General features: G+C 61.1%; 26 protein-coding genes, 1 tRNA gene and 1 pseudogene. 17 read left to right on the top strand and 11 right to left on the bottom strand.

From position 1 onward, the window contains the following. Window positions 1-4: 4 nt before the first annotated feature. Window positions 5-310, bottom strand: a complete 306-nt coding sequence (locus AB4Z19_RS23015; RefSeq protein WP_442023538.1) for a hypothetical protein — start codon at window positions 308-310, stop codon at window positions 5-7. 46 nt (window positions 311-356) lie between these two features. Then, window positions 357-551: a hypothetical protein gene (locus AB4Z19_RS23010; protein ID WP_442023540.1), complete on the bottom strand. Its 195-nt coding sequence runs from the start codon at window positions 549-551 to the stop codon at window positions 357-359. Between the two features lie 121 nt (window positions 552-672). Between AB4Z19_RS23010 and AB4Z19_RS23005 the strand changes: the two genes are divergently transcribed. Continuing rightward, window positions 673-1,470: a PPK2 family polyphosphate kinase gene (locus AB4Z19_RS23005; protein WP_442036114.1), complete on the top strand. Its 798-nt coding sequence runs from the start codon at window positions 673-675 to the stop codon at window positions 1,468-1,470. Window positions 1,471-1,473: 3 nt separating this feature from the next. On the opposite strand, the gene AB4Z19_RS23000 is transcribed toward AB4Z19_RS23005, so the two are convergent. Both AB4Z19_RS23000 and AB4Z19_RS22995 read right to left on the bottom strand, forming a co-directional pair. After that, on the bottom strand, window positions 1,474-1,860 hold the full coding sequence (locus AB4Z19_RS23000; protein ID WP_442023544.1) for a hypothetical protein: 387 nt from the start codon (window positions 1,858-1,860) through the stop codon (window positions 1,474-1,476). 17 nt (window positions 1,861-1,877) lie between these two features. Continuing rightward, window positions 1,878-3,113: an extracellular catalytic domain type 2 short-chain-length polyhydroxyalkanoate depolymerase gene (locus AB4Z19_RS22995; protein WP_442023546.1), complete on the bottom strand. Its 1,236-nt coding sequence runs from the start codon at window positions 3,111-3,113 to the stop codon at window positions 1,878-1,880. 102 nt (window positions 3,114-3,215) lie between these two features. Here AB4Z19_RS22995 and AB4Z19_RS22990 point away from each other — a divergent pair, with 102 nt between their 5' ends. Both AB4Z19_RS22990 and AB4Z19_RS22985 read left to right on the top strand, forming a co-directional pair. After that, complete coding sequence (locus AB4Z19_RS22990) at window positions 3,216-3,710, top strand: GNAT family N-acetyltransferase (protein ID WP_442023548.1); 495 nt, start codon at window positions 3,216-3,218, stop codon at window positions 3,708-3,710. A 23-nt stretch (window positions 3,711-3,733) separates the two neighbouring features. Then, window positions 3,734-4,339, top strand: a complete 606-nt coding sequence (locus AB4Z19_RS22985; RefSeq protein ID WP_442023550.1) for a glutathione peroxidase — start codon at window positions 3,734-3,736, stop codon at window positions 4,337-4,339. Here AB4Z19_RS22985 and AB4Z19_RS22980 read toward each other — a convergent pair. After that, window positions 4,336-4,527 (bottom strand): annotated as a pseudogene (locus tag AB4Z19_RS22980) (rhodanese-like domain-containing protein); the annotation flags it as partial. The gene AB4Z19_RS22985 and the pseudogene AB4Z19_RS22980 overlap by 4 nt on opposite strands. 23 nt (window positions 4,528-4,550) lie before the next feature. Here AB4Z19_RS22980 and ftrA point away from each other — a divergent pair. Both ftrA and AB4Z19_RS22970 read left to right on the top strand, forming a co-directional pair. Continuing rightward, window positions 4,551-5,519, top strand: a complete 969-nt coding sequence (ftrA, locus tag AB4Z19_RS22975; protein WP_442036112.1) for a transcriptional regulator FtrA — start codon at window positions 4,551-4,553, stop codon at window positions 5,517-5,519. Window positions 5,520-5,546: 27 nt separating this feature from the next. Continuing rightward, window positions 5,547-5,906: a DUF1428 domain-containing protein gene (locus AB4Z19_RS22970; protein WP_442036110.1), complete on the top strand. Its 360-nt coding sequence runs from the start codon at window positions 5,547-5,549 to the stop codon at window positions 5,904-5,906. Here AB4Z19_RS22970 and AB4Z19_RS22965 read toward each other — a convergent pair. Genes AB4Z19_RS22965 through AB4Z19_RS22955 form a run of 3 tightly spaced genes read right to left on the bottom strand, consistent with a single transcriptional unit; the run spans window position 5,901 to window position 9,079 of the window. Next, a complete protein-coding gene (locus AB4Z19_RS22965; RefSeq protein WP_442036108.1) occupies window positions 5,901-7,748 on the bottom strand; it encodes a chorismate-binding protein in 1,848 nt (615 codons plus the stop codon). The genes AB4Z19_RS22970 and AB4Z19_RS22965 overlap by 6 nt on opposite strands. Further along, window positions 7,749-8,324, bottom strand: coding sequence for a nucleoid occlusion factor SlmA (slmA, locus tag AB4Z19_RS22960; RefSeq protein WP_442023558.1), 576 nt, complete (start codon window positions 8,322-8,324; stop codon window positions 7,749-7,751). A gap of 29 nt (window positions 8,325-8,353) precedes the next feature. Continuing rightward, window positions 8,354-9,079 (bottom strand): pyrimidine 5'-nucleotidase, encoded by a 726-nt coding sequence (locus AB4Z19_RS22955; RefSeq protein ID WP_442023560.1) that lies wholly within the window; start codon window positions 9,077-9,079, stop codon window positions 8,354-8,356. Between the two features lie 21 nt (window positions 9,080-9,100). Between AB4Z19_RS22955 and AB4Z19_RS22950 the strand changes: the two genes are divergently transcribed. Next, window positions 9,101-10,021: a TraB/GumN family protein gene (locus AB4Z19_RS22950; protein ID WP_442023562.1), complete on the top strand. Its 921-nt coding sequence runs from the start codon at window positions 9,101-9,103 to the stop codon at window positions 10,019-10,021. 4 nt (window positions 10,022-10,025) lie between these two features. On the opposite strand, the gene AB4Z19_RS22945 is transcribed toward AB4Z19_RS22950, so the two are convergent. Both AB4Z19_RS22945 and argB read right to left on the bottom strand, forming a co-directional pair. After that, window positions 10,026-10,100, bottom strand: a tRNA-Thr gene (locus AB4Z19_RS22945). A gap of 49 nt (window positions 10,101-10,149) precedes the next feature. Next, window positions 10,150-11,073, bottom strand: coding sequence for an acetylglutamate kinase (argB, locus tag AB4Z19_RS22940; protein WP_442036106.1), 924 nt, complete (start codon window positions 11,071-11,073; stop codon window positions 10,150-10,152). 124 nt (window positions 11,074-11,197) lie between these two features. On the opposite strand from argB, the gene AB4Z19_RS22935 reads away from it, so the two are divergent. The 4 genes from AB4Z19_RS22935 to AB4Z19_RS22920 are packed head-to-tail and all read left to right on the top strand — an operon-like array spanning window position 11,198 to window position 12,426. Next, entirely contained in the window at window positions 11,198-11,764 is a 567-nt protein-coding gene (locus AB4Z19_RS22935; RefSeq protein ID WP_442027814.1) for a sigma-70 family RNA polymerase sigma factor, read from the top strand. Beyond that, window positions 11,761-11,961 carry a zf-HC2 domain-containing protein gene (locus AB4Z19_RS22930; RefSeq protein ID WP_442027813.1) on the top strand — a complete coding sequence of 67 codons (201 nt, stop codon included), beginning with the start codon at window positions 11,761-11,763 and terminating at the stop codon, window positions 11,959-11,961. The genes AB4Z19_RS22935 and AB4Z19_RS22930 overlap by 4 nt, the downstream gene beginning before the upstream one ends. Next, window positions 11,958-12,167, top strand: coding sequence for a cysteine-rich CWC family protein (locus AB4Z19_RS22925; protein WP_442027812.1), 210 nt, complete (start codon window positions 11,958-11,960; stop codon window positions 12,165-12,167). The genes AB4Z19_RS22930 and AB4Z19_RS22925 overlap by 4 nt, the downstream gene beginning before the upstream one ends. Then, complete coding sequence (locus AB4Z19_RS22920; RefSeq protein ID WP_442027811.1) at window positions 12,157-12,426, top strand: SemiSWEET transporter; 270 nt, start codon at window positions 12,157-12,159, stop codon at window positions 12,424-12,426. The genes AB4Z19_RS22925 and AB4Z19_RS22920 overlap by 11 nt, the downstream gene beginning before the upstream one ends. Here the strand turns inward: AB4Z19_RS22920 and AB4Z19_RS22915 are convergent. Beyond that, a complete protein-coding gene (locus AB4Z19_RS22915; protein WP_442036104.1) occupies window positions 12,362-13,348 on the bottom strand; it encodes an extracellular catalytic domain type 1 short-chain-length polyhydroxyalkanoate depolymerase in 987 nt (328 codons plus the stop codon). The two genes, AB4Z19_RS22920 and AB4Z19_RS22915, sit on opposite strands and share 65 nt — an antisense overlap. 214 nt (window positions 13,349-13,562) lie before the next feature. Between AB4Z19_RS22915 and AB4Z19_RS22910 the strand changes: the two genes are divergently transcribed. The 7 genes from AB4Z19_RS22910 (at window position 13,563) to AB4Z19_RS22880 (ending at window position 22,198) form a co-directional block, all read left to right on the top strand. Next, window positions 13,563-13,778, top strand: a complete 216-nt coding sequence (locus AB4Z19_RS22910; protein ID WP_442027807.1) for a DUF1289 domain-containing protein — start codon at window positions 13,563-13,565, stop codon at window positions 13,776-13,778. Continuing rightward, the gene (locus AB4Z19_RS22905; RefSeq protein WP_442027805.1) at window positions 13,778-14,689 is read left to right on the top strand and encodes an MBL fold metallo-hydrolase; all 912 of its coding nucleotides are present in this window, start codon (window positions 13,778-13,780) and stop codon (window positions 14,687-14,689) included. The genes AB4Z19_RS22910 and AB4Z19_RS22905 overlap by 1 nt, the downstream gene beginning before the upstream one ends. Before the next feature lie 97 nt (window positions 14,690-14,786). Beyond that, on the top strand, window positions 14,787-16,355 hold the full coding sequence (locus AB4Z19_RS22900) for a mucoidy inhibitor MuiA family protein (protein ID WP_442036102.1): 1,569 nt from the start codon (window positions 14,787-14,789) through the stop codon (window positions 16,353-16,355). Window positions 16,356-16,386: 31 nt separating this feature from the next. After that, window positions 16,387-17,343, top strand: a complete 957-nt coding sequence (locus AB4Z19_RS22895) for an NAD(P)H-dependent flavin oxidoreductase (RefSeq protein WP_442026060.1) — start codon at window positions 16,387-16,389, stop codon at window positions 17,341-17,343. 49 nt (window positions 17,344-17,392) lie between these two features. After that, a complete protein-coding gene (locus AB4Z19_RS22890; protein WP_442026061.1) occupies window positions 17,393-17,974 on the top strand; it encodes a BPSL1445 family SYLF domain-containing lipoprotein in 582 nt (193 codons plus the stop codon). 331 nt (window positions 17,975-18,305) lie between these two features. Next, window positions 18,306-19,514 (top strand): ABC transporter substrate-binding protein, encoded by a 1,209-nt coding sequence (locus AB4Z19_RS22885; RefSeq protein WP_442026064.1) that lies wholly within the window; start codon window positions 18,306-18,308, stop codon window positions 19,512-19,514. A gap of 116 nt (window positions 19,515-19,630) precedes the next feature. Beyond that, a complete protein-coding gene (locus AB4Z19_RS22880) occupies window positions 19,631-22,198 on the top strand; it encodes a TonB-dependent receptor (protein WP_442036100.1) in 2,568 nt (855 codons plus the stop codon). The last annotated feature ends 30 nt before the right edge of the window (window positions 22,199-22,228 follow it).

Raw genomic sequence — 22,228 nt, 5'->3', positions numbered from 1 at the left:
GAGCTTACTTGGCGGCTGGCGCAGCTGCTGGTGCAGGTGCTGCGGCAGGCGTTGCGGACGCCGTTGTGGTTTCCTTGGCTTCCTTGGTCGCCTTGTGCGCCTTATGCGCTACTTTGTGATGCTCGGCTTTCACTTCAGGCTTCGCTTCAGCTTTCACTTCGGCCTTGGCTTCCGGTGCCGGGGTGGCAGCGGTTGCGGCGACTGGCGCCTTGGCAGCTGCTGGAGCCGGTGCTGCTGCAGGAGCAGGAGTCTGTGCGAAAGCGGCGGTAGCGAACAGGCCTACGATCAGGGTAGCGATGGTCTTTTTCATGGTGTGTGTCCTTTCGGGGTAAATGGTATAAATTGTTTGTTACGGATTACTTGCTGGCTTGCTGAGTAGCCGGTTTTTGCACTTCAACTTTGGTGTCGCTCTTTTCTGCAGGCGCCGGAGCCGGTGCGGTAGCGGTGCTCGTCGCTGCGGGTGCAACCGGTGCGGAAGTTGGCGTCGCGGATTGCGCGAAAGCGGCGGTTGCGAACAGGCCTGCGATCATGGTGGCGATTACTTTCTTCATGTTTGTATCCTCACTTTGGTTGCTATTGAAGTGCACTATATTGCTGTGTCACTTGAGCATAAAACGAGGCTGGTTACGGCCTAGTTGACCCCATTTACACATGCTTACAAAAGGAGAAAAGATGAAGGCGACGGCGCAATTCAGAGCTCCATCAAAACTCAAGCTACGCGACAAGGATGCGCACGGCCCCCACGGCCGCAGCGACAAGCACAAGGCCGCGCTGGACTCCCTGCTTGAAAAGATCGCGGACTTGCAGGAGATGCTGTACGCGGAGCACAAGCGAAAGGTGCTGATCGTCCTGCAGGGCACCGATACGTCGGGCAAAGACGGAACCGTGCGCGCTCTGTTCAGCAAAATCAGTCCCATGGGCCTTCGCGCGGTCGGCTTCAAGGCGCCGACAGCAATCGAGGCGGCGTACGACTACCTTTGGCGCGTGCATCGCGAAGTACCGCGGGATGGTGAGGTCACGGTCTTCAACCGCAGCCACTATGAAGATGTGCTGATCACGCGTGTGCACGACATGATTACCGTTGGCGAGTGCAAGAAGCGCTATCAGCAGATCCGTGACTTCGAACGCCTGCTGACTGAATCCGGTACCACCATCGTCAAGATCTTCCTGCATATATCCAAGGAAGAGCAGCGCGCGCGCTTGCAGGAGCGGGTGGACGACACAAGCAAGCACTGGAAATTCGACCCGCAGGATTTGAAGGAACGCGAATATTGGGACGAGTATCTGCGCGCCTATGAGGCGGCCATCGCCGCCACGGATGCCGATCACGCGCCCTGGTATGTCGTGCCGGCGGACTCCAAACCGCATCGCAACCTGATCGTCGCCGAGATTCTGCTGGAGACTTTACAGGGAATGAAGCTGAAGTGGCCGCCCGCCAAACCGGAACTGGCGAAGATGAAGATCAAGTGAAAATCAGGTAAGCAGCGGCAGCAGGCGGTTGCGCAGCTGTGCGTATGGCTCGCCGCCATGCCGCGCCAATGCGCGCACTGTTTCTTCGATGCGTTGCGCACTGACCGGACCATCTTTCGCTTCCTCGATCCGGCACTGGACATCGCGCAGCTTGGCGAGTGCGCTGTCCGGCGGCGCGGGCACGTTTTCCAGCTGCTGCAGAATCACCTCGGTCAGCCATCCGATCTGGCGGCCGTAGCTGGCGATGCCGAATGCGCGCTTCTCTATTTCGCCATTGCCCGCGTTGGGCGGAATGGCGTTGAAGAAGCGCTCCAGATCGAACTGCTGCGCCACGCCGCCGCTGAACGGATAGTGATGCTGCGGTGCCCAGTACCAGAACCATGGAAGCATGCTTACCTCCTTATTCGTCAGGGACAGCTGCCGATCTCGTAGTAGTTCGGCGCAGTGCGTTTCAGTGTAGTACGCGAGAAGGTGTTGTCGAGGCCCATCCTTTGATCTGAGCCAAGCGCGTACGCAAAAAAGAAGCGGTCGTAGGCACGGCCTGCCTTCACGTGCTCGTAGTTGGTGGCGGTGAAGCACTCGCCCGGTTGTGGTGGCGGTGACGGCGGCGTGGCGCCGCCCTGGCCGGTGAGGCGGTCCGTCATGCGCTTCACGGCCTGCATCTGGCGTCCTGACTGGATGGCGTAATTGCTGTCGTCATAGGCCCACCAGTCCCAGCACGCATTGGGATTGAGCGGCGTGGTGGTCGCCTGTGGATAAAGGATCACGATGCGGTTGGCGTCCGCCCAGCCGTTGTAGCCCGCGTTGCGCACATAGGTATCGCCGATATTGGCCGGGTCCTGTTTGCAGCCGTGGAAGACCACATGCAGCCTGCAGCTGGCCGCATCGCCTTCGCAGCCAGGCGGGATATACAGGTAGCCGGTGGCCGCCATGCCATGGCTCGCAGGGTTGGACAGGAATTCCGACTGATCGAACTGGATGAAGGTGCCGGCCGGCGTGTTGCTGGTCTTCGGCGTCAGGCTGCCGTAGATCCATTGCAGCAGCGCGCCCGCCGCATCGTAATTGCAGTTGTTGATGTAGGGCGAGCCGAGCGTGGTGCAGTTGTTGCCGTAGAAGTCCGTGGGCATGGCGTGCTGGGCTTTCAAGTCCTTCTTGAAGCTGATCTGGCCACTGGTGATGTAATTTCGGTAGTAGCTTTCCAGGTCGCCCATCACCGCTTGCGGCACGAGCGAATCGGCGCTGCCGGAAAACATCCAGATGCGGTGGCTGGCGAGGCGGGCCGTGGGATCGATGCGTCCGCTGGATGCATTCTGGCTGGTGGTGGCGATCAGGTCCGCGACGCCGGTGCCTCCGGGCGAAACCTGGCACTGGCCCAGTCCGGTACAACTGCACACGGAGGTGGCGCGGCCAACCTGTCCTTCAGCGCAGTAGTAGGGACCGCCGGCCACCACGCCCGCACCAATGACGCTGGCGGAAAAGGCGACATCGAACTGCACCGCCATGAATGCCCCGGACGACAAGCCGGAAACCGATAACTGCGACGCCTTCAGCGACGGCAGCGAAACGACCTGCGACAGCGCGAACAGCGGCGACATCAGCATGGCAAGTGCGAATGCTACGCGCATCATGAGCAGACGAGACATGGCGTCCTCCCGGTCAGGGTAAGACCCTTAATCTACGCCTTTCGTGGGCGGCCGTGCGCAGGTTTCGGTATGCTATGGGCTCTGAAATGGAGGCAAGCCTGCATGATTGAAATCGTTCCTTATGAGCCCGCATACCAGGATGGCGTTGTGTCCGTCATCCTGCCGATCCAGCGCGAAGAGTTCGGTGTGCCGATCACGCTGGAGGCGCAGCCGGACCTGCTGGATATCCCCGGCTTCTACCAGCAGGGTAGCGGCAATTTCTGGGTTGCGCTGGATGAAAGGGAGGTGATCGGGACGATTTCGCTGCTCGATATCGGCAATGGACAAGCCGCGTTGCGCAAGATGTTCGTGAAAGCGGCCTATCGCGGGAAGGAGCATGGTGTGGCGCAGCGGCTGATGAACGAACTGGTGGCGTGGTCGGGCGCGCATGGCGTGCGTGAAGTCTTCCTTGGCACCACGTCCTTCTTCCTGGCGGCGCATCGCTTTTACGAGAAGAACGGCTTTGACGAGATTCGCAAGGATGAGCTACCGCCGACCTTCCATTTCATGCCGGTAGACAGCAAGTTCTACCGCCTTGGCATACAATCGGTTTCTTAATGAACCTTTTTTTGAGGAAGCCCATGTCCCACACTCTAGCCAAATTCGCCGTGATGTCTGCACTGGGCCTCAGCGCTGCCGGTGCTGCGCTGGCGCAGAACCCCGCGCCAGCCATGCCGGGCGCCGCAACCGCCGGCCAATCGCTGGCCTGCCCGGCAATCCTGAAGCAGACCTTCAACCGTCTGCAGGACGATTCGCCGCAGGACCTGTGCCAATACTCCGGCAAGGTAATCCTGATTGTGAACACCGCCAGCTACTGTGGCTACACCAACCAGTACGAGGGCCTGGAAGCGATGTATGCGAAGTACGCGCCCAAGGGTCTGGTGGTGCTGGGCTTCCCGTCCAATGACTTCGGCAAGCAGGAGCCGGGCTCCAGCAAGGAAATCGCCGACTTCTGCTACAACACCTATGGCGTGAAGTTCCCGATGTTCGCCAAGTCGGTGGTATCCGGCCCAACGCCGAATCCGCTGTACGTGAACCTGATCAAAGCCACCGGCAAGACCCCGGCCTGGAACTTCCACAAATACCTGATCGACCGCAAGGGCAATGTGATCGAGAGCTTCCCAAGCAAGGTCACCCCAAGCGACAAACAGCTGGTCGTCGCGATCGAAAAGGCATTGGCAAGCTAAGCAGCCTGCTGTTCACCACCCTGGGCGAGGTCGAACCCCTCGTCCAGCCAGCCGGTGATGCCGCCGGTCATGATCTTGACCGGACGGCCCAGTCTGGCCAGCCGGATGGCTGCCCGCGCAGCGCCATTGCAATGCGGGCCGGCGCAGTAGGTCACGAACACCGTCTCGGCCGGGTAGGCGGCCAGCTTCCAATATGCGTTAAGATTGCGCCATGGCCAAACATCTCGTTGTGGCGCTCGCTTACGATCGCCTTTGCACTTTCGAATTCGGCTGTACCGTCGAATTGTTCGCGCTCGACCGTCCGGAGCTGGGTGTGGACTGGTACGAATTCGCCGTCTGCGCCGCCGAGCCGGGGCCGATCAGCGCCATGGGCGGCATTACCGTGCAGGCGCCGCATGCGCCGGAGCTGCTGGAGCGTGCCGACACCATCATCATCCCCGGCTGGCGCAATGCCGATGAAGAACCGCCTGCGGAGCTGCTGGCGCAAATCCGCGCCGCGCACGCACGCGGCGCGCGCTTGTGCTCGATCTGTTCAGGCGTCTTCGTGCTGGCTGCCGCGGGCGTGCTGGACGGTCAGCGCGCCACCACGCACTGGCGCTACGCCGAGCGTCTGGCCAAGCGCTATCCCAGGATTCTGGTGCAGGAAGACGATCTGTATGTGGATAACGGCCAGCTTATCACCAGCGCCGGTTCGGCGGCGGGGCTGGACATGCTGCTGCACCTCGTCCGCCGCGATTACGGCGCGCGCGTGGGTAACCTGGTGGCGCAGCGGCTGGTGGTCGCGCCGCATCGCGAAGGCGGCCAGGCGCAGTTCCTGCCGCGTCCTATGGCGCATGACGAGCAAGGGCGCCTGTCGAAGCTGATGGACTGGCTGCGCAGCAATCCAACCTTGACCCACACCATCGCCAGCATGGCCGAACGCGCCGCCATGAGTCCGCGCACATTGCAGCGTCAATTTCAGGATGCTACCGGAATGGGGCCGATCGAATGGCTGACACGCGAGCGCGTGGCGATTGCCAAAGACCTGCTCGAATCGCCGGAGATCGCCCTGTCGCAAGTAGCGGAACGGGCCGGATTCGGCTCCGAAGAATCGCTGCGGCATCACTTCCGCCGCATCGCCTCAACCACCCCCGGAGCTTACCGGAAGGCATTCCTTGTCAGCGCCAATTGTGTGGCATAAGCTGAACGCTTTCCAAGGGAGGCTGATATGGCATACGTTGATGGCTTCGTCGTACCACTGCCGCGCAAGAATATCGATACCTACCGCAATATGGCGGAAAAATGCGGTGAAATCTGGCGCGAGCATGGCGCCCTGCAATTCCGCGAGAACATCGCTGAAGATGTGAAGCCCGGCGAGTTCACTTCCTTCCCGCAATCCGTGAAACTGGAAGATGACGAAGTCGTGGTCTTCTCATGGATCACCTTCCCTTCGCGTGCGGCGCGCGACGAGATCAACGACAAGGTGATGAAGGACCCGCGCATGAAGGACATGATGGACCCGAAGAACATGCCCTTCGACGGCAAGCGCATGATCTACGGCGGCTTCGAAACGATCGTCGATCTATAGCAATTTGGCGCGCAGGGCGCCGCGCAGCGCGTTGCACAGGACGATGTCTTCGGCATCGGCCAGCATCTCGCGCGTGATCACGCGTTCCTCCGCGCTCCATGCATCGAGAATCACCGCGCGCATCACGCCGGGCAGCAGGCCGCAGGCGAGCGGTGGCGTGAACCAGCGCCCGCCCAGTTTGACGAAGACATTGCTGCGGCCACCTTCCGTCAGTTCTTCGCGTTCGTTGAAGAACAGTTGGTCGAAGGCGCCTTGCGCTTCGGCGGCTTTCCATGCGGCGTCGTAAGCTTCGCGCATGGTCGATTTGTGGCGCAGGAAAAGCCCGCCGCTTTCGGTTGGCGTATCTGCCAGCAGCACATTCACCGGTTCCTGCAAGGGCTTCAGTTCACCTTTCTGCACCGCGAAAGCGCCCGCACTATTGGTGGCAAGGCGCAAGCGATGCGGCACGCCTGGTGGCATCGTCTGGCAAGCGACGGTGATGTAGGCACGTGCAGCGGCTTCATCCCACGCGAAGCCGAAGTAGCGCGCCGATGACGCCAGGCGTTGCAGGTGGCGCTCGATGTGGCGCGCGCCCGTTTCGCGCGTGGCGTACATGGTTTCAAACAGTTCGAAGTCGTTGGAGAGGCCGGTGAGGAAACGCGCCTTCAGCTGGCATTCCGCGAATTCATCCTGCGGATTGCTGTCGTAGACGATGCCTGCACCCACGCCCATTTCGCCGCGCCGCACGCCATCGACCGGCGCTTGCAGCGACAGGGTGCGGATCGGCACACTCAAACAGAAGTCGCCGAATTTGCGCGCCGGATCGACTGGCGCATCGAACCAGCCGATGGCGCCGGTGTAGACGCCGCGCGGTTCCGCTTCCAGCTCGGCGATGATTTCCATCGTGCGGCGTTTGGGTGCACCCGTGATCGATCCGCAAGGGTAGAGCGCAGCGAAGACTTCCTGCAACGTGGTGTCTTCGCGCAGTTGGGCTGTGACGGTGGACGTCATCTGCAGCACATTGCCGAAGCGCGTAACTTCGAACAGCTTGGGCACTTCCACCGTGCCGGTGGTGGCGATGCGGCCGATGTCGTTGCGCAGCAGATCGACGATCATCAGGTTCTCGGCGCGGTTCTTGGTATCGGCAGCCAGGGCGGCGGCGCGCTGTGTGTTTCCGACGTCGGCGTCCGCGCCGTCCGGCACGGACAGGGCAGCCGGTGCTGTGCCCTTCATTGGGCGCGCCGTCAGCGCGCCGGCTTCGTGGCGCACGAACAGCTCCGGCGACAGCGATACGATGGCGCTGCCGTCGCTCATTCCGATCAGCGCGCCATAAGGCACGGGCTGGCGAGCGCGCAGGCGCGAGTACAGGCCAAGCAGCGAGCCGAATGCGTCGAAACGCAGGCGGAAGGTGTAGTTGACCTGGTAGGTATCGCCGGCTGCAATGTAGTCGCGAATGCGTTCGATGGCGTCGGTGAATTGCGCCTCACTGACGTTGGCGTGAATGCCGCCCAGACCCGCCGGCGATTCATCTTCTGCCGTGAGCGCGGCCAGCCAGGCGCTGACTTCAGGCTGGTTCAGCACTTCGCATTGCTGGAACAGCAGCACGCGCGCTAGCGGCATCGTGTCCGCATTGGCGGCGCGCGGCGGGATGCCGACGATGTGATGGCCCAGTTCATAGCTGCCTGTGAACACGGCGTACTCGCCCCGCGCCAGCGCGGCCTGCACATCTTCCAGCAGCTGCGGCCAGTCCTCGAAGCGATGGCAGGTCAGCGTGCCAAGGTGGCCGGTGTACAGGCGTGAGCGATGCGCGCCACCCGCATTGGGGCTGGCGTCATCGAGCAGGGCAAAGCATTCAACATCCATTTAATTCAACAACAGTGAAATCTGTACAGCGGCATCCTGCGAAGGATTGAACTTGAAGCCGGTCTTCGCATAACGGTGCCAGCGTCCCAATACGAATGCGACCAGCATTGAAGCGCGTGCCGCCACATCCTCCTCATGCGCCTGGCCTTCCGATGCAGCCACACGCAAGGCTTGCTTCAGCGCCAGTTCAACGCGGTCGTAGAACTGATTCATGCGCTGCTGCAGGCGCTCGTCTTCATTGACCAGCGCATCGCCGATCAGCACGCGCGTCATGCCCGGATTGCTGCTCGCAAAATTGAGCAGCATGCCGAGCATATCGCGCGCCTGGCCCATGCCATCCGGCTGCTTTTCAGTGATCTGGTTAATCAGACCAAATACCGACGACTCGATGAATTCGATCAGGCCTTCGAACATCTGAGCTTTGCTGGCGAAATGCCGGTACAGTGCCGCTTCCGACACGTCCAGTTTCCGCGCCAGGGCGGCGGTGGTAATTTTTTCCCCTTTCGGGTGCTCCAGCATCTCTGCCAGTGCCTGGAGAATTTGCAGCTTGCGCTGGCCGGGCGGTGTGCTTGCCATAGTCCTGTGACCTGTTTATGACATTGGGTTCAGCGCAGCCGGGATAGCCGCGCGGGCAGATGTTTGACAGATTTTACTTGCACATCGACCCAAGCGGGTCGGTTCATTCGTTTTGGCAGGTGCGCCGCACCGGCAGGGTCGCTTGTTTTCAGATATTGCGTGATCCACACCGTGCGCAGTCCCAACTGATGCGCCGTGCGCAAATTGGCCAGCGTGTCTTCCACCAGGATGCAGCGGCGCGGCGTGAGTTTTTGCCTGCTCATGACCTTGCGCAGCAGATGCTTGGATGGCTTGGGCCGCAGCTTGCCATGCACCCGCATGGATTCGATCGCGATGTGATGCGAGAAGTGGCGCTGCAGGCCCATATGGCGCAGCACGCGGGTCGAGTAGCGGTGCGGCGCATTCGTCAGCAGGATCTTGCGGCCGGGCAGGCGCTCCAGCAGGCGGCCCAGGCCTTTTTCATGGCGCACTTGCGACAGCAGGTCGGGAATGTCGTGCGTAGTGTGCAGAAAGTGGTCCATGTCGACGCCATGGTGCTTCATCAATCCCAGCAGGGTGACGCCATAGCGCTTCCAGTACAGCGTGCGCGCCGCGTTGATCTGTTCCTGCGTGGCAGGCGTGCCTTCCTGGCCCAGCACGCGCGCAAGGTAGTCGTTCATGTTCGCCATGATCGCCGGGAAGATGGCGTGCGAAGCATTGTGCAGGGTGTTGTCCAGGTCGAACAGCCAGACCGGCGCAGAGGGTTTAATATTCACGACACTCATCGAAAGGAAATCATGCGACGCCAGATTATAGTGATCTTTTCCCTGCTGCTCGGATTTGCCCTTCCGGCGGCATGGGCAGAGGCGCCGAAACCCGCCGTGCAGGCGCAGCGGCACGGCGCGCTGTTCAAGCTGGAGAAGGGCGGCCATACCTCCTGGCTGTTTGGCACCATCCACGTGGGAGCACCGGATTTCTTTCCGCTGGAACCGCAGGTGATGTCAGCGCTCGGCAAATCCACCGCGCTGGCGCTGGAAGTTGATCCGCTGGGCGATCCCTCGCGCATGATGCAGGCCGTGATTGAGCACGGTTTGTACAAGCCTGGCCAGGGACCGGCACTGGAGGCCCTCAAGCCCGATTATCGTCCGCGCCTGGAAAAGCTGCTGCACCAGTACAGTATTCCCACAGCGACCGTGGAGCCCATGAAGCCGTGGATGATTGCCAGCGTGCTGACCGTCGCCGAATTCACGGCGCAGGGCTATCAGAGCGAGCTGTCGGTGGATAGCTGGCTGTCCGCGCAGGCAAAGAAGCGCAAGATCAAGGTTGTCGAACTTGAATCGGCAAGCGCGCAAATGGCGCTGTTTGACCGCATGACGGCGGAAGAGCAGGTGCGCTTCCTGGAAGAGGGCATCGACGCCATCGAAGACAAGGAACAGGCGGAGCAGGCGCGCGACATCACCGATGGCTGGCGCTACGCCGATCAGGCCAAACTGGAGGCACTGGCGAAAAAAGCCGCCGAAGACGACACCTTCTCAGGCCAGTTCGTGCAAAAGATCCTGCTGGATGAACGCAATCCGGGCCTGGCCGACGGCATCGTGAAACTGATGGCGCGCGAAAAGAACAGCTTTGCCGCGATCGGCGTTCTGCATCTGGTTGGTTCGGGGAGTGTGCCGGAGCTGCTGCGCCAGCGAGGTGTATCCGTACAGCGGATATATTGAAGAATGGTGCCCTTGACGTGGATTGAACACGTGGCCTCTCCCTTACCAAGGGAGTGCTCTACCACTGAGCTACAAGGGCATTCACATTTCGGCGGCGCGGTGGTAAGGCTCTTGCACCGCCAAAAAATTTAGTGAGACCGGATCATAGTGCCAAAAGCCTGTTCGGTCAAGACTTCCAGCAACAAACTGTGTTCAATTCGTCCGTCGATGATGTGCACGGTGTTCACGCCGGACTTTGCAGCGTCCAGAGCTGACGAAATTTTAGGCAGCATGCCGCCCGAAATCGTACCGTCGGCGAACATCTCGTCGATTTCACGCGCGGAGAGGTCGGTCACCAGATTGCCGTTCTTATCCTGCACGCCGGCGATGTTGGTCATCATGATCAGCTTTTCCGCTTTCAGGATCTCGGCGATCTTGCCCGCCACAACGTCGGCGTTGATGTTGTAAGCCTGGCCATCCTGGCCGAAACCGATCGGGGAAATGATCGGGATGAAGGCGTCGTCCTGCAGGGCTTTCACCACGGCCGGGTTGATCGCATCGATCTCGCCGACGTAGCCGATGTCCAGGAACTTGCCCGGATTTTCCTTGTCCGGCATGGCCATCTTGCGCGCGCGGATCAGGCCACCGTCCTTGCCGGTCAGGCCCACTGCCTGGCCGCCGTAGTGATTAATCAACATCACGATGTCCTGCTGCACTTCGCCGCCCAGCACCCACTCCACCACTTCCATGGTTTCTTCGTCGGTGATGCGCATGCCCTGCACGAAGGTGCCTTGCTTGCCGATCTTCTTCAGCGCGTTATCGATTTGCGGACCGCCGCCGTGCACCACGACCGGATTCATGCCCACCAGTTTCAGCAGGATCACGTCGCGCGCGAAGCCGTGCTTCAGGTTCTCGTCGGTCATTGCGTTGCCACCGTATTTGATGACGATGGTCTTGCCATGGAAATTGCGGATATAAGGCAGTGCCTCGGCCAGAATCTGAGCCTTGATCCTTGGCTCAACGCCGCTCAGGTCAGCAGTCTGGTCTGGGTCTACTTTAGGAAGATGGGTCATGGCGGTTCCGGAAAAGATATTTGTGCGATTTTACGGCAATGCAGCAAAGGATGGTACGCATTTGCTGCGCATTATAGGGCCATCCAATTGTAATTTTTTGTTTGTTCCGCTAGTCTGCCCGCATATGAGCGCTACCGACACTCTCTACAGCCAGCTGGAAACGATGCGGCCAATGCTTGTCCGTTTCGCACAATTGCAATTACGGAACCAGACCCTGGCCGAAGATGCGGTGCAGGATGCGCTGCTTGCCGTGCTTGAGCAGCCGGACCGTTTCGCCGGCCAATCCAGCCTGCGCACCTATGTGACCGGCATCCTGAAGTTCAAGATTATCGACAACCTGCGCGCCACCACGCGGGAACGCCAGCTGGAGCCGGACGAAGGCCAGACCGAGGACGAGGCCATCGACGCGCTGTTCGTGAGCGACGGCCACACGCGCGATATGCCGCGCGACTGGGGCAGTCCCGATGCTACGCTGCAGCAGAAGGATTTCTTCCGCGTGCTGGAGGTGTGCCTGGAAAAGCTGCCCGCCAAAACCGCCCGCATTTTCATGATGCGGGAATGGCTGGAACTGGAAACCGAAGAAATTTGTAAGGAATTGGCGATTACGACGTCTAATGCATGGGTGCTGCTGTACCGGGCGCGCATGCGCCTGCGCGAATGCCTGGACCTGAACTGGTTTGGAACAACATGAGTAACGGCCTGAAACCAACCTGCCGCGAGGTACACCGCCTCGTATCCGAAGGCATGGACCGCGATTTGAGTTTCGTGGAGCGTACGCGCATGCGCCTGCACCTGATGGTGTGCGATGCCTGCACGCGCTTCAACGGCCAGATGGACGTGCTGCGCAAGGCCATGCGCGGCTTCCCTCCCGACGAAGGTGCGCCATGAGCATCTGCGAACGCTGCGGCGCCGAGTTCCATTGCGCGATGGCCGATTCCGAGGTGAAGCCCACCGGCGCGGCGGATGAAACGCCGTGCTGGTGCACCTTCGAGCCGGCCACCGTCCCGGTGCCGGGCGCCGATGCCGTGGGCTGCTGGTGCCCGTCCTGCCTGCGCGCCCACATCGCCAGCCTGAAAGCGCCGGATGCCGTCTGACGTCGACCTGCTTGGCTATATCGCGGCCTTTTGCACCACATTCGCCTTCGTGCCGCAGGTATGGCTGGTATGGCGCCAGCGCCACGCCGAGGGTATCTCCACAGGGATGTACCTGATCTTCTGCACCGGTGTATTGCTGTGGCTTTTCTATGGCATCGCGATGAACGCCTGGCCCGTGATCCTCGCCAATGGCATCACATTTGTGCTTGCGCTCTGTGTGCTGTTGATGAAGTGGCATTTCGAGCGTTCGCGCCGCTGATGGCGCTGAAGAAGCGCATCATTTCGCGGCTGGCGTCCGGCCCGCGCGCATCCGTGTAGCTGCCAGCCTCGCTGCCGCCGGACCAGGCGTGGCCTGCGCCATGAATCACCCAGTGCTCGCCCAGCGGTGAGCCATCTTCCAGCCAGTGCGCGGTCAGCGTGAACTCGTGGCCATCGGGCACGCGTCCCGCAAGGCGCGCGGGATTGGCACTGCCGCCCAGCGGATGGCTGCGCAAGCCCTGCGCGATCAGCTCTTCGCCGTTCACAGGGTGCACGGTGCGGTCCTGGTCGCCGTGGAAGACGATGATGGGCTGGCCCGCGCTGTTGGCCTCACGCGCGCTCGATGCGCCGCGCCGCATGGCGCTCAGTGCCGACGGCAGGTCGCGTGCCGATGCGAAAGGCAGGCCGGAATGCACGCCGACTGCGGAGAACAGCTCAGGATACAGCGTGCCCACAATGACGGCCATTGCGCCGCCGGCCGATAGTCCCGCCACATACACCTGGCCTTTCATGACCGGATAACGCGCCATCACCTGCCGTGCGATGCCGGCAATGATGGAGGGCTCGCCCTGTCCGCGTTTCTGATCCAGTGCGCTGAACCAGTTCCAGCAGCGCGTGTGGTTGGCGCTGGCCGATTGCGCGGGATAGACGACGATGCAGCGCCGTTCTTCGGCCACCGCATTCATTTGCGTGCCGGTGGCAAAATCGTCGGGATCTTGCGTACAGCCGTGCAGCATCACCAGCAGCGGCATCGGCTCGCCGGTGAATGTGCTGGGGATGTAGAGCTTGTAACTGCGGGCGCCCGCTCTGTTGCGGAATTCGCCGTTGATGAATTGCGCGGTCCCGTGGGACGGCATGTGGACGTGCAGCAAATCGCTTGCTCGTTTGCGGACACGGGACAACCATCGATAGTCGAGTTTCATATGCACCTCGGAGTTCAGGTTGGAACAGTGCTGCTGTTACCGCATCTCCTCGGCACTCCGGTGGCTTGCCGCTTGCCATCTGTTTGATCACAGTATATCGCGTCGCAAAAAAATGGGGACGCAACACAATTTCAGGAATCGCGAAATTTGTGTTGCGTCCCCATTTTTTTGCACTGCGATAGAATACGGCTTGACTATCCAAATCTGCCGTGTAATGAACACTGATCTGCCGCCTGGCGCGCCTGAATTGGCCTCGCCGGTGCCTTCCCCCTGCGTCAGCCTGTGCAAGATGAACCGCGATACCGGTTTTTGCGAAGGCTGCCTGCGCACCATCGACGAAATCGTCGCCTGGTCGGGGGCGGATGACGCATTCAAGCGTGCTGTCTGGGCTGAAATCCGCCGCCGCGAGCAATTGATCGACTTCGAGTAATGACGAAACTTCCCAGCTCCATCCAGGTGTTTGAACGTGGATGGCTTTCCGCTAACAATGTGCTTCTGTTGGGCCGTAACGACACGGCGCTGATCGACAGCGGCTACTACACGCACCGCGATCAGACGCTGGCGCTGGTGCGCCATGCGCTGCACGGCCGTCATCTCGATCGTCTGTTCACCACGCACCTGCACTCGGATCACTGTGGCGGAAACGCCATACTGCAGGCGCATTTTGGATGTAACACCTTTATTCCCGCTGCCGAGGAAGACAAGGTGCGGCGCTGGGATGAAGAGGCGCTGTCCTTCAAGGCCACCGGCCAGCAGTGCGAGCGCTTCACCATCGACGGCGTGATTACGCCGGGCGAAACGCTGACCTTGGGCGATCTGGAATGGCAGGTGCTTGGCGCACCGGGCCATCACGCGCATTCCGTCATCTTCTACTGCCCGCAGGAGAAGGTGCTGATCTCCGCCGATGCGCTGTGGTGGAATGGCTTTGGCGTGATCTTCCCTGAACTGGAAGGCGAAGAGGGGTTTGCGGAAGCCGGCGCTACGCTGGACCTGATCGCTGGCCTCGACGTGCGCGTTGTGATTCCCGGCCACGGTGCAGTGTTTGAAGATGTCGGCCCGGCGCTGCAGCGCGCGCGCCGCCGCCTGGATTTCCTGTCCGGCGATCCGAAGCGCAACGCGGAATATGCAGTGAAGGTGCTGCTCAAGTTCCTGCTGCTGGAACGCCAGCGCATTCCTGTCGCCGACGTGCCGACGATTCTCGGTTCGATGCCGGTCATCGCCGAATCCAACAAGCGCTACCTGCATCTGTCGAATGAAGAACTGTCAGCGTGGGCCGTAAAACACCTGGTCCGCGCCTGCACGGCCCGCATCGACGGCGACTATCTGCTCAACGACGGCTAAGCGCCACCGGCCTGGTGGCCGAGACGTGCGTGAACGATAAATTGACAAGCGTTTGATTGCGCCGCAAGATCAGGCTTTCTTATTCTATTGATAAGCCATGAACTTGACCCGCATCGCCGCCGCGCTGACTTTGTCTTTTGCATTCCATGACTACGCCTGTGCGGACAATGCGCCGATCACGGGCGTGACCTTGTACTCGGGCAGTGCGACGGTGGAGCGTAGTGCGCCGGTGAAGGCGGGGATGACTGAGCTGGAGATCGGCGGGCTGCCGGCAAATTTCGATGGGCAGACGATCCGTGTGCAGGCCTCGAACGGCATTCAGGTCGGGCAGATCGTGGCGCACGATGTAGGCAAGCAGGAAGCGGCCAGTGCGCGTGAGGCGGAGTTGGACGCGAAGATCCAATCGCTGAAGGACAGCCGGGACGTGCTGAACGTGGACCTCGAATCGGCCGCGCTGGTGAAAGGCTATCTGGCGAACCTGAACGGCGGCGACCGCGGACAAGCCCAGCCCACCGTCGCCGTGATCGACACCATCAAACGCAGCGGCCATGATGCGCTGGCGCAGATGCAGCGCATTCAAGTGCAGATGCGCGACATCGACAAGAAGATCGCCGTACTACAGGGCGAATTGAACAAGGTGCGCAGCGGTGTGCGCGATCAGCGCAGCATCACGATTGCCATCGCCGCGCATCAGGCGGGATCGGTGAAGCTGTCGTATCAGGTGAATCGCGCCGGATGGAAGCCTGCTTACCGCGCCACACTGAACTCCACGACCTCGGTCATTGAACTGGAGCGTATGGCCGTGGTATCGCAGAAAACCGGCGAGGACTGGTCCGGCGTGGACGTGAAGCTGTCGACCGGTCAGCCGCGCCTGTCGCCGCAAGCACCTGATCCGTCGCCCCTGCTGCTGACATACTCCAAGCCGCAGCCAATGGCCGACTACCGCATGGTGACGCCCGCGCCTTTGGCGGCGCCGATGATGCTAAGCGGCTCGCGCTCGGTGGAAGAGAGCTACATCCCGCCGGTCATGGAGTCGCAAAACACCTTCGACACCGAATTCGCTGTGCCTGGACGCGTGAACCTGGCGTCCGATGGCCGTGAAATCACGCTGTCGCTGTCGCATCAGAACCTGCAGGCAAAGCAGCGCGTGCGCATCGTCCCGCGCCAGGACAAGTTCGCGGTGGTGACAGCGGAAGCCGAGCGCCCGGCAGGCGTCTGGCTGAACGGGAATGTGCAGCTGTTCCGCGACGGCGCCTACGTCGGCGCGGCTTACTGGAACACGCAGGCGTCGGACAAGCTACAGCTGTCCTTTGGCCGTGATGACCTGATCCGCGTAACAGTCGACCGCGCCGGCCAGCAGTCGGGCAGCGCCGGCTTCCTGTCGCAGCGCGGCGAGCGCCAGGTGAAGGACCTGTTCACCATCAGCAGCCTGCACAAATCGCCGGTGGACGTGCTGGTGCTGGAAGCCTCGCCCGTCAGCACATCCGACGAAATCAAAGTGCAGAAAACCTTCACCCCGCAACCGGGCATTACGGCATGGGAGCAGCGCCAGGGCATCGTCGGATGGGAGACATCGCTGGCGCCAAACGAGAGCATGAAAATCGACGTTGGCTACACTATCGCCTATCCCAAAGACGGAAGCGTGAGTGGGATGTCGTCGCTATAATAGGCTTTCGAACTTACCGGACCGCCGCACCATGACTATCCCAGCCGTCCTGCAGAATCTGACTCTCCCGGTCATCTCGTCGCCCATGTTCATCGCCAGCGGACCGGCGCTGGTGGCGGCGCAGTGCAAGGCCGGCATCGTCGGCTCCTTCCCGGCGCTGAACGCGCGGCCCAAGGAGCTGCTGGACACCTGGCTGACCGAGCTGCAAGCCGAACTGGCGTCGTTCCAGCAAGCCAATCCGGACAAGCGCGTCGGCCCGATCGCGGTGAACCAGATCGTGCACCATTCGAACGACCGGCTGGAGCACGATGTGGAAGTCTGCGTGAAGCACCAGGTGCCGATCATCATCTCGTCGCTGCGCGCACCGCCCAAGGAAATGCTGGATGCTATTCACTCCTACGGCGGCATCGTCATGCACGATGTGATCAACATCCGTCACGCCGAGAAGGCACTGGAAGCAGGCGTTGATGGCTTGATCCTGGTTGCCAGCGGCGCAGGAGGCCATGCCGGCACGCTGTCGCCGTTTGCATTGGTAGGCGAGGTGCGCCGCTTCTTCAACGGCCCGATCGCGCTGTCCGGCTCCATCGCAACGGGCGATGCCATTCTGGCGGCACAAGCCATGGGCGCCGACTTTGCCTACATCGGTTCGCGCTGGCTGGCCACGAAAGAGTCCAACGTCACCGACCAGTACCGCGAAGCCATTCTCGATTCCAGCGCCTCGGACATCGTCTACACCAACCTGTTCACCGGCGTGCACGGCAACTACCTTAAAAAGTCCATTGTGGCCGCAGGTCTCGACCCCGAAGACCTGCCGCAGTCGGACAAATCGAAGATGAGCTTTGGCAGCGGCAGCGCCAAAGCCTGGCGCGATATCTGGGGCGCAGGGCAGGGCGTAGGCCTGATGCATGATGTGCCCACAGCTCAGGAAATGGTCGAGCGCCTGAAAGCCGAATACAGCGCTGCGCGCGCCCGCCTTCAGTTGAGCTAGAATCGTCGGATGGCCGGAGGGCCGGCCGCTTATAAAAACGGAGGGTTCCATGCGAAATCGAATGATTCTGTTGAAAACCGTGGCAGCGCTGGCCCTGGCCGGCATGTCATTGGGAGCATGCACTACCACCACCACGGCCAACAAGGCGCCTGCCGCCGACCAGCGGGCGGACATCGTGCGCGGCGCGGACACCACCCTGGATCGCCTTTACAAAGAGGTCAAAGGCTCGCGCGAGCTGGTGGCCAAATCCAATGGCGCCCTGGTGTTCCCGAACGTGGTCAATGCGGGCCTGATTGTCGGCGGCGAGTATGGCAAAGGCGTGCTGATCACCGGCGGCCGTCCTAGCGGCTATTACAGCATGGGCAGCGTATCGGTGGGCCTGCAGGCAGGCGCCCAATCCAAAGCAATCATCATCCTCTTCATGACCCGCGACGCGCTGGAGAAGTTCCGCGCCAGCTCCGGCTGGACCGCAGGTGTGGACGGCACCGTGGCCGTGCTCAAAGTCGGCGCCAATGGCGAAGTCGATACCACCACCGCCACCCAGCCTGTGGAAGCCATGGTGCTTACCAACGCGGGCCTGATGGCTGGCGTGAGCCTGGAAGGCACCAAAATCTCGAAGCTGGATCTGTAGTTTTCTCCCTTGGGGGCAGGGCGTTGCAACCTTGCCCCATCTTTTGCGTAAGTATTGCGCTCATCTTGTTAAGTTTTGTAAGCCTGGCTTACATCACGTCTCACGGTTTTACGGGCCCCGGCGGGCGCTCTGTAAAGTTATGTAAGCGGCGCAGCGCCGCATTTTAAAAATCCTCAACAAAATCATAAGCTTATGAATTAGGCTATGCGTTGGCGTGCGCGCTGGTGTCACGTTTTTTCGGGTGTTAGCATGAATTTACTGAACGACAACAACCCGAGGAGACCCCACCGTGCCAACCCGCCGCTCCCTGCGCGCCGTACTTTGCCTGGCCATGCTGTGCGCCAGTACCGCCCGCGCCGGGACCATCGTGCTGGAAAGCTGGCGCGAGGACGACAAGGTGCTGTGGGAAACCGTTCTGCTGCCGGCCTTCGAGCGTAAGCATCCCGGCATCACGGTCAAATTCTCGCCGACGGCACCGACCGAATACGACACCAGCCTGGCCGCGCGGCTCGGCAACGGGACGGCGGGCGACGTGCTGGCCTGCCGTCCCTTCGATACCTCGCTGCTGCTATACCGCCGCGGCTATCTGGAAAAGCTGAACGGCAAGGCCGGCATGGAGAACTTCGCGCCCGGCGCACTGGTCGCCTGGCAGACGGACGATGGCAAGGACACCTTCTGCATGCCGGTCGCGTCGGTGATCCACGGCTTCCTGTACAACAAAAAGATCTTCAAGAAGCTGAATTTGCAGGTGCCCGCAACGGAGACTGAATTCTTCGGCGTGCTGGATGCCGTCCGCAAGAGCCCATACGCCCCGCTGGCGCTAGGCACCGCCGACCAGTGGCTGTCCAGCCAGACGGTGTTCACCAATATCGGCCCCAATTACTGGAACGGCGAGCAGGGCCGCCGCGCCCTGATCGATGGCCAGGCGCGCTTCACCGACCCGCAATTCCTGGCCGCCTTCGAGTTCGAATCGCGCCTTGCCGCCTACATGCCCAAGTCGGCGCCGGTGCAGACATACCGCGACAGCCAGGCCCAGTTCGCACAAGGGAATACGGCCATCTATCCCGCCGGTTCCTGGGACATCGCCTACTTCAACCAGTTCCCCGACCTGGAGCTGGGTGTATTTGCACCACCGCTTCAGCATGCGGGCGACAAATGCCAGATCTCCGACCACATGGATATCGGCATCGGCATCAACCGCAAATCGCGCAACAAGGCCGATGCCTACAAGCTGCTGGCCTGGATGGGATCTCAGGAGTTCGCTGACCTCTACACCAACCGCGTGATCGGCTTCTTCACGCTGTCCAATCACCTCATCGCAGTGCATGACCCGCTGGCCAAGCAGATGGCTGCATGGCGCAGCAGCTGCGATTCGAATTTCCGCCTGAATGCACTGATCATGAACCGCGGCTTGCCGAATATGGAGAGCGAGCTATGGAGCGTGAACGCGCAGGTCCTGAACGGCAAGCTCGGTGCGCGCGAGGCGGCGTCGCGGATTCAGGCCGGTTTTGCGAAGTGGTACAAGCCGCAACAGAACTGATCACACTCCCCCAAGTGTGTTGGCCCCGGTAATGGGAGTATTCCGGGGATTTTTTTGCAGATTCGAATAACGACAAGGGTACGCAAATGAGTGAGGCACTGCTTAGGAAAAAACGCTTGCCGCAGCTGATCGCTGTGGTGCTTGGCACGCTCGCGCTGCATGGCGCACACGCCGCGGAAGGCGACGATGCGCTGCAGACGGTGGAAGTTCGCGGCATCAAGGAAACGCTCAAGAAGAACCTGGCGGAAAAGCGCGATGCGCTGAACGTGGTCGATACCGTTACCGCCGAGGACCTGGGCAAATTCCCGGATAAGAACGTAGCCGATTCCCTGCAGCGCGTGCCCGGCATTTCGGTCGACCGCACCTGGGGTGAAGGCCGCGATATCTTCGTGCGCGGCACGGACAAGAACCTCAACATGACGCAGCTGAACGGCCAGTCCGTCGCCTCCGCTTACTGGTGGAAGAACGACTCGCAAAGCCGCGGCTTCAACTACGACATTCTGCCGTCCGAACTGGTGGGCAGCCTGGATGTCTACAAGAGCCCATCGGCAGATCTGGACGAAGGCAGTATCGGTGGCCTGGTGATCGTGAAGACCCGCAAACCGCTTCAGTTCAAGAAGCCGCTGACTTTGCAGGCCTCTGTCGAAGCAACCTATAGCGACCTGCCGAAGAAAACCGACCCGCAGGTATCGGGCCTGGCCAACTGGATCAATGAGAGCAAGACTCTGGGCGTATTGCTGGCTCTGAGCCGCCAGGAGCGTACCATGCGCCGCGACGGCCTGGAGGACTTCACCGACGCCACCAAGTACGCCATCGTCGACCAGCATGGCGTCGCGACGCCGAACGCATACGCTTCCTGGGGCGGTGGTACGCCAATCTTCCGCCAGGACCGCAAGCGCACCACCGAGGATCTCACGCTGCAGCTGCGCCCGACGCCGGAATCCGATGTGTCCGTGCACTACCTCCATTCCTATATGGACATGGATAACAACAACCAGAACTACCTGTGGCAAATCGGTGGCCTGGCGGATTCCACCAACACGATCCACATTACCGATCCGCGCTTCATCACCACCGGCGATGGCACCAAGGCCGTGGTCGGCGGCACTGTCGGCCCAACCACTGGTGTATCGTTCGAGCCGATTTACCGCCAGGCTTATGTGAAATCCAAAGTGCTGGACTTCGACGGCACCTACGACGGCAATGGCTGGAAGCTGCACGCGCAGGCCGGCACCACGTCCGGCGCGGGCGGCAGCCTGCATGACCGCAATTTCTGGTTCACCGGGAATACGCGCGCCACCATCAATATCGCACCGGACACCTACGAGGTGAAGTACCTCGACATGAATCCGCTCGACCCCACCAAGCTGACCTTGCAGAGTGCGCGCGACTGGATTCGCCGCATGGAGAGCAAGGAGAACTACGGCCAGGCCGACCTGACCTTCGATCTCGACAACGCCTTCATCAAGGCCATCAAGGTCGGTGTGAAATACCGCGACAACACCGTGCAGAATCATCGCACCATCGGCACTGCCGGTCCGGGTAGCCCAGGCTGGATCTCGTATTCGCTGGCTGACTTGTCCACTGGTCCATCGCCGATGATCAGCCAGGCCGCCGCCACGGCGGGCTCGCTGACCCAGTTCGCCTGGGTGGATGACGGCCTGGCCGCGAGCAAAGGCTTCACCATGTACGACAAGGCGATGTCGTATGCGGAAGCAAAGGGCGAGTATTACCGCATCCAGGAGAAGATCGCTGCGGCCTATGTGCGCGCCGACTTCGCCTACGACAAATTCCGCGGCGATGTCGGTGGACGCTTCGTGCACACCAAGCAGACTTCCGAGGCGTACCAGGACCTGAGCGGCAACGGCAATTACGTGCTGGGCGAAGTGCCGCGCAGCTATTCCGAGTTCCTGCCCAACGTGAACGTGGTGTACGACCTGCGCAAGGATTTGCTGGTGCGCGCTGCCGCTTCGCGTGTCATGGCGCGTAACACCTTCAGCGATCTGAGCGCAAGTACGGAAGTCAGCGGCACCACGAACGCTGCCACCGCAGGTAATCCGCTGCTGAAGCCTTATCATGCCAACCAGTTCGAGATTGGCGCGGAATGGTATTTCGCTGATGCGTCGCTGCTGTCCGCTACCCTGTTCACCAAGCAGCTGGACACCTTCATCTACACTTCGACCGCGATGGAGAACGTGGCCGGCGTGCAGCGTCCGGTGACCCGGCCGCACAATGCCGACAACGGCGCCAAAGTGAACGGACTGGAACTGCAATGGCAGCAAGCCTTCGGCAACACGGGCTTCGGTACTATCGTGAACTACACCTTCACCGATGCCAAGACCGGCGCGGTGGCGGGCGGCCGCAAGCTGAATGTGATCGGCAACTCGCGCAACCAGCTGAACGCCAGCGCGTACTACGAGAAGAACCGCTACAGCTTCCGCGTCTCGTACAACTACCGCTCCAAATCCTATGGTGGTCTGGACGAAGGTGGCCAGGACGTGACCAGCGCCTACGGCCAGTGGGACGCGACGGCGAACTACGACATCACGCCGCAAATCAGTCTGTTCGCCACGGCCGTCAATATCGGCAATGAAGTAATCCGCACCAATACCACGGACGGCCTGCCGGTCGGCGTGTACGAAAACGGTGCGCGTTACAGCATCGGCCTGCGCGCCAAGTTCTGATACGCAGTACCGCTGCACAGCCTCCCCCGG

Source organism: Pseudoduganella sp. RAF19 (genome assembly GCF_052114165.1).
Lineage (GTDB): Bacteria > Pseudomonadota > Gammaproteobacteria > Burkholderiales > Burkholderiaceae_D > Rugamonas.
This window is presented reverse-complemented; position numbering and strand designations above follow the sequence as displayed.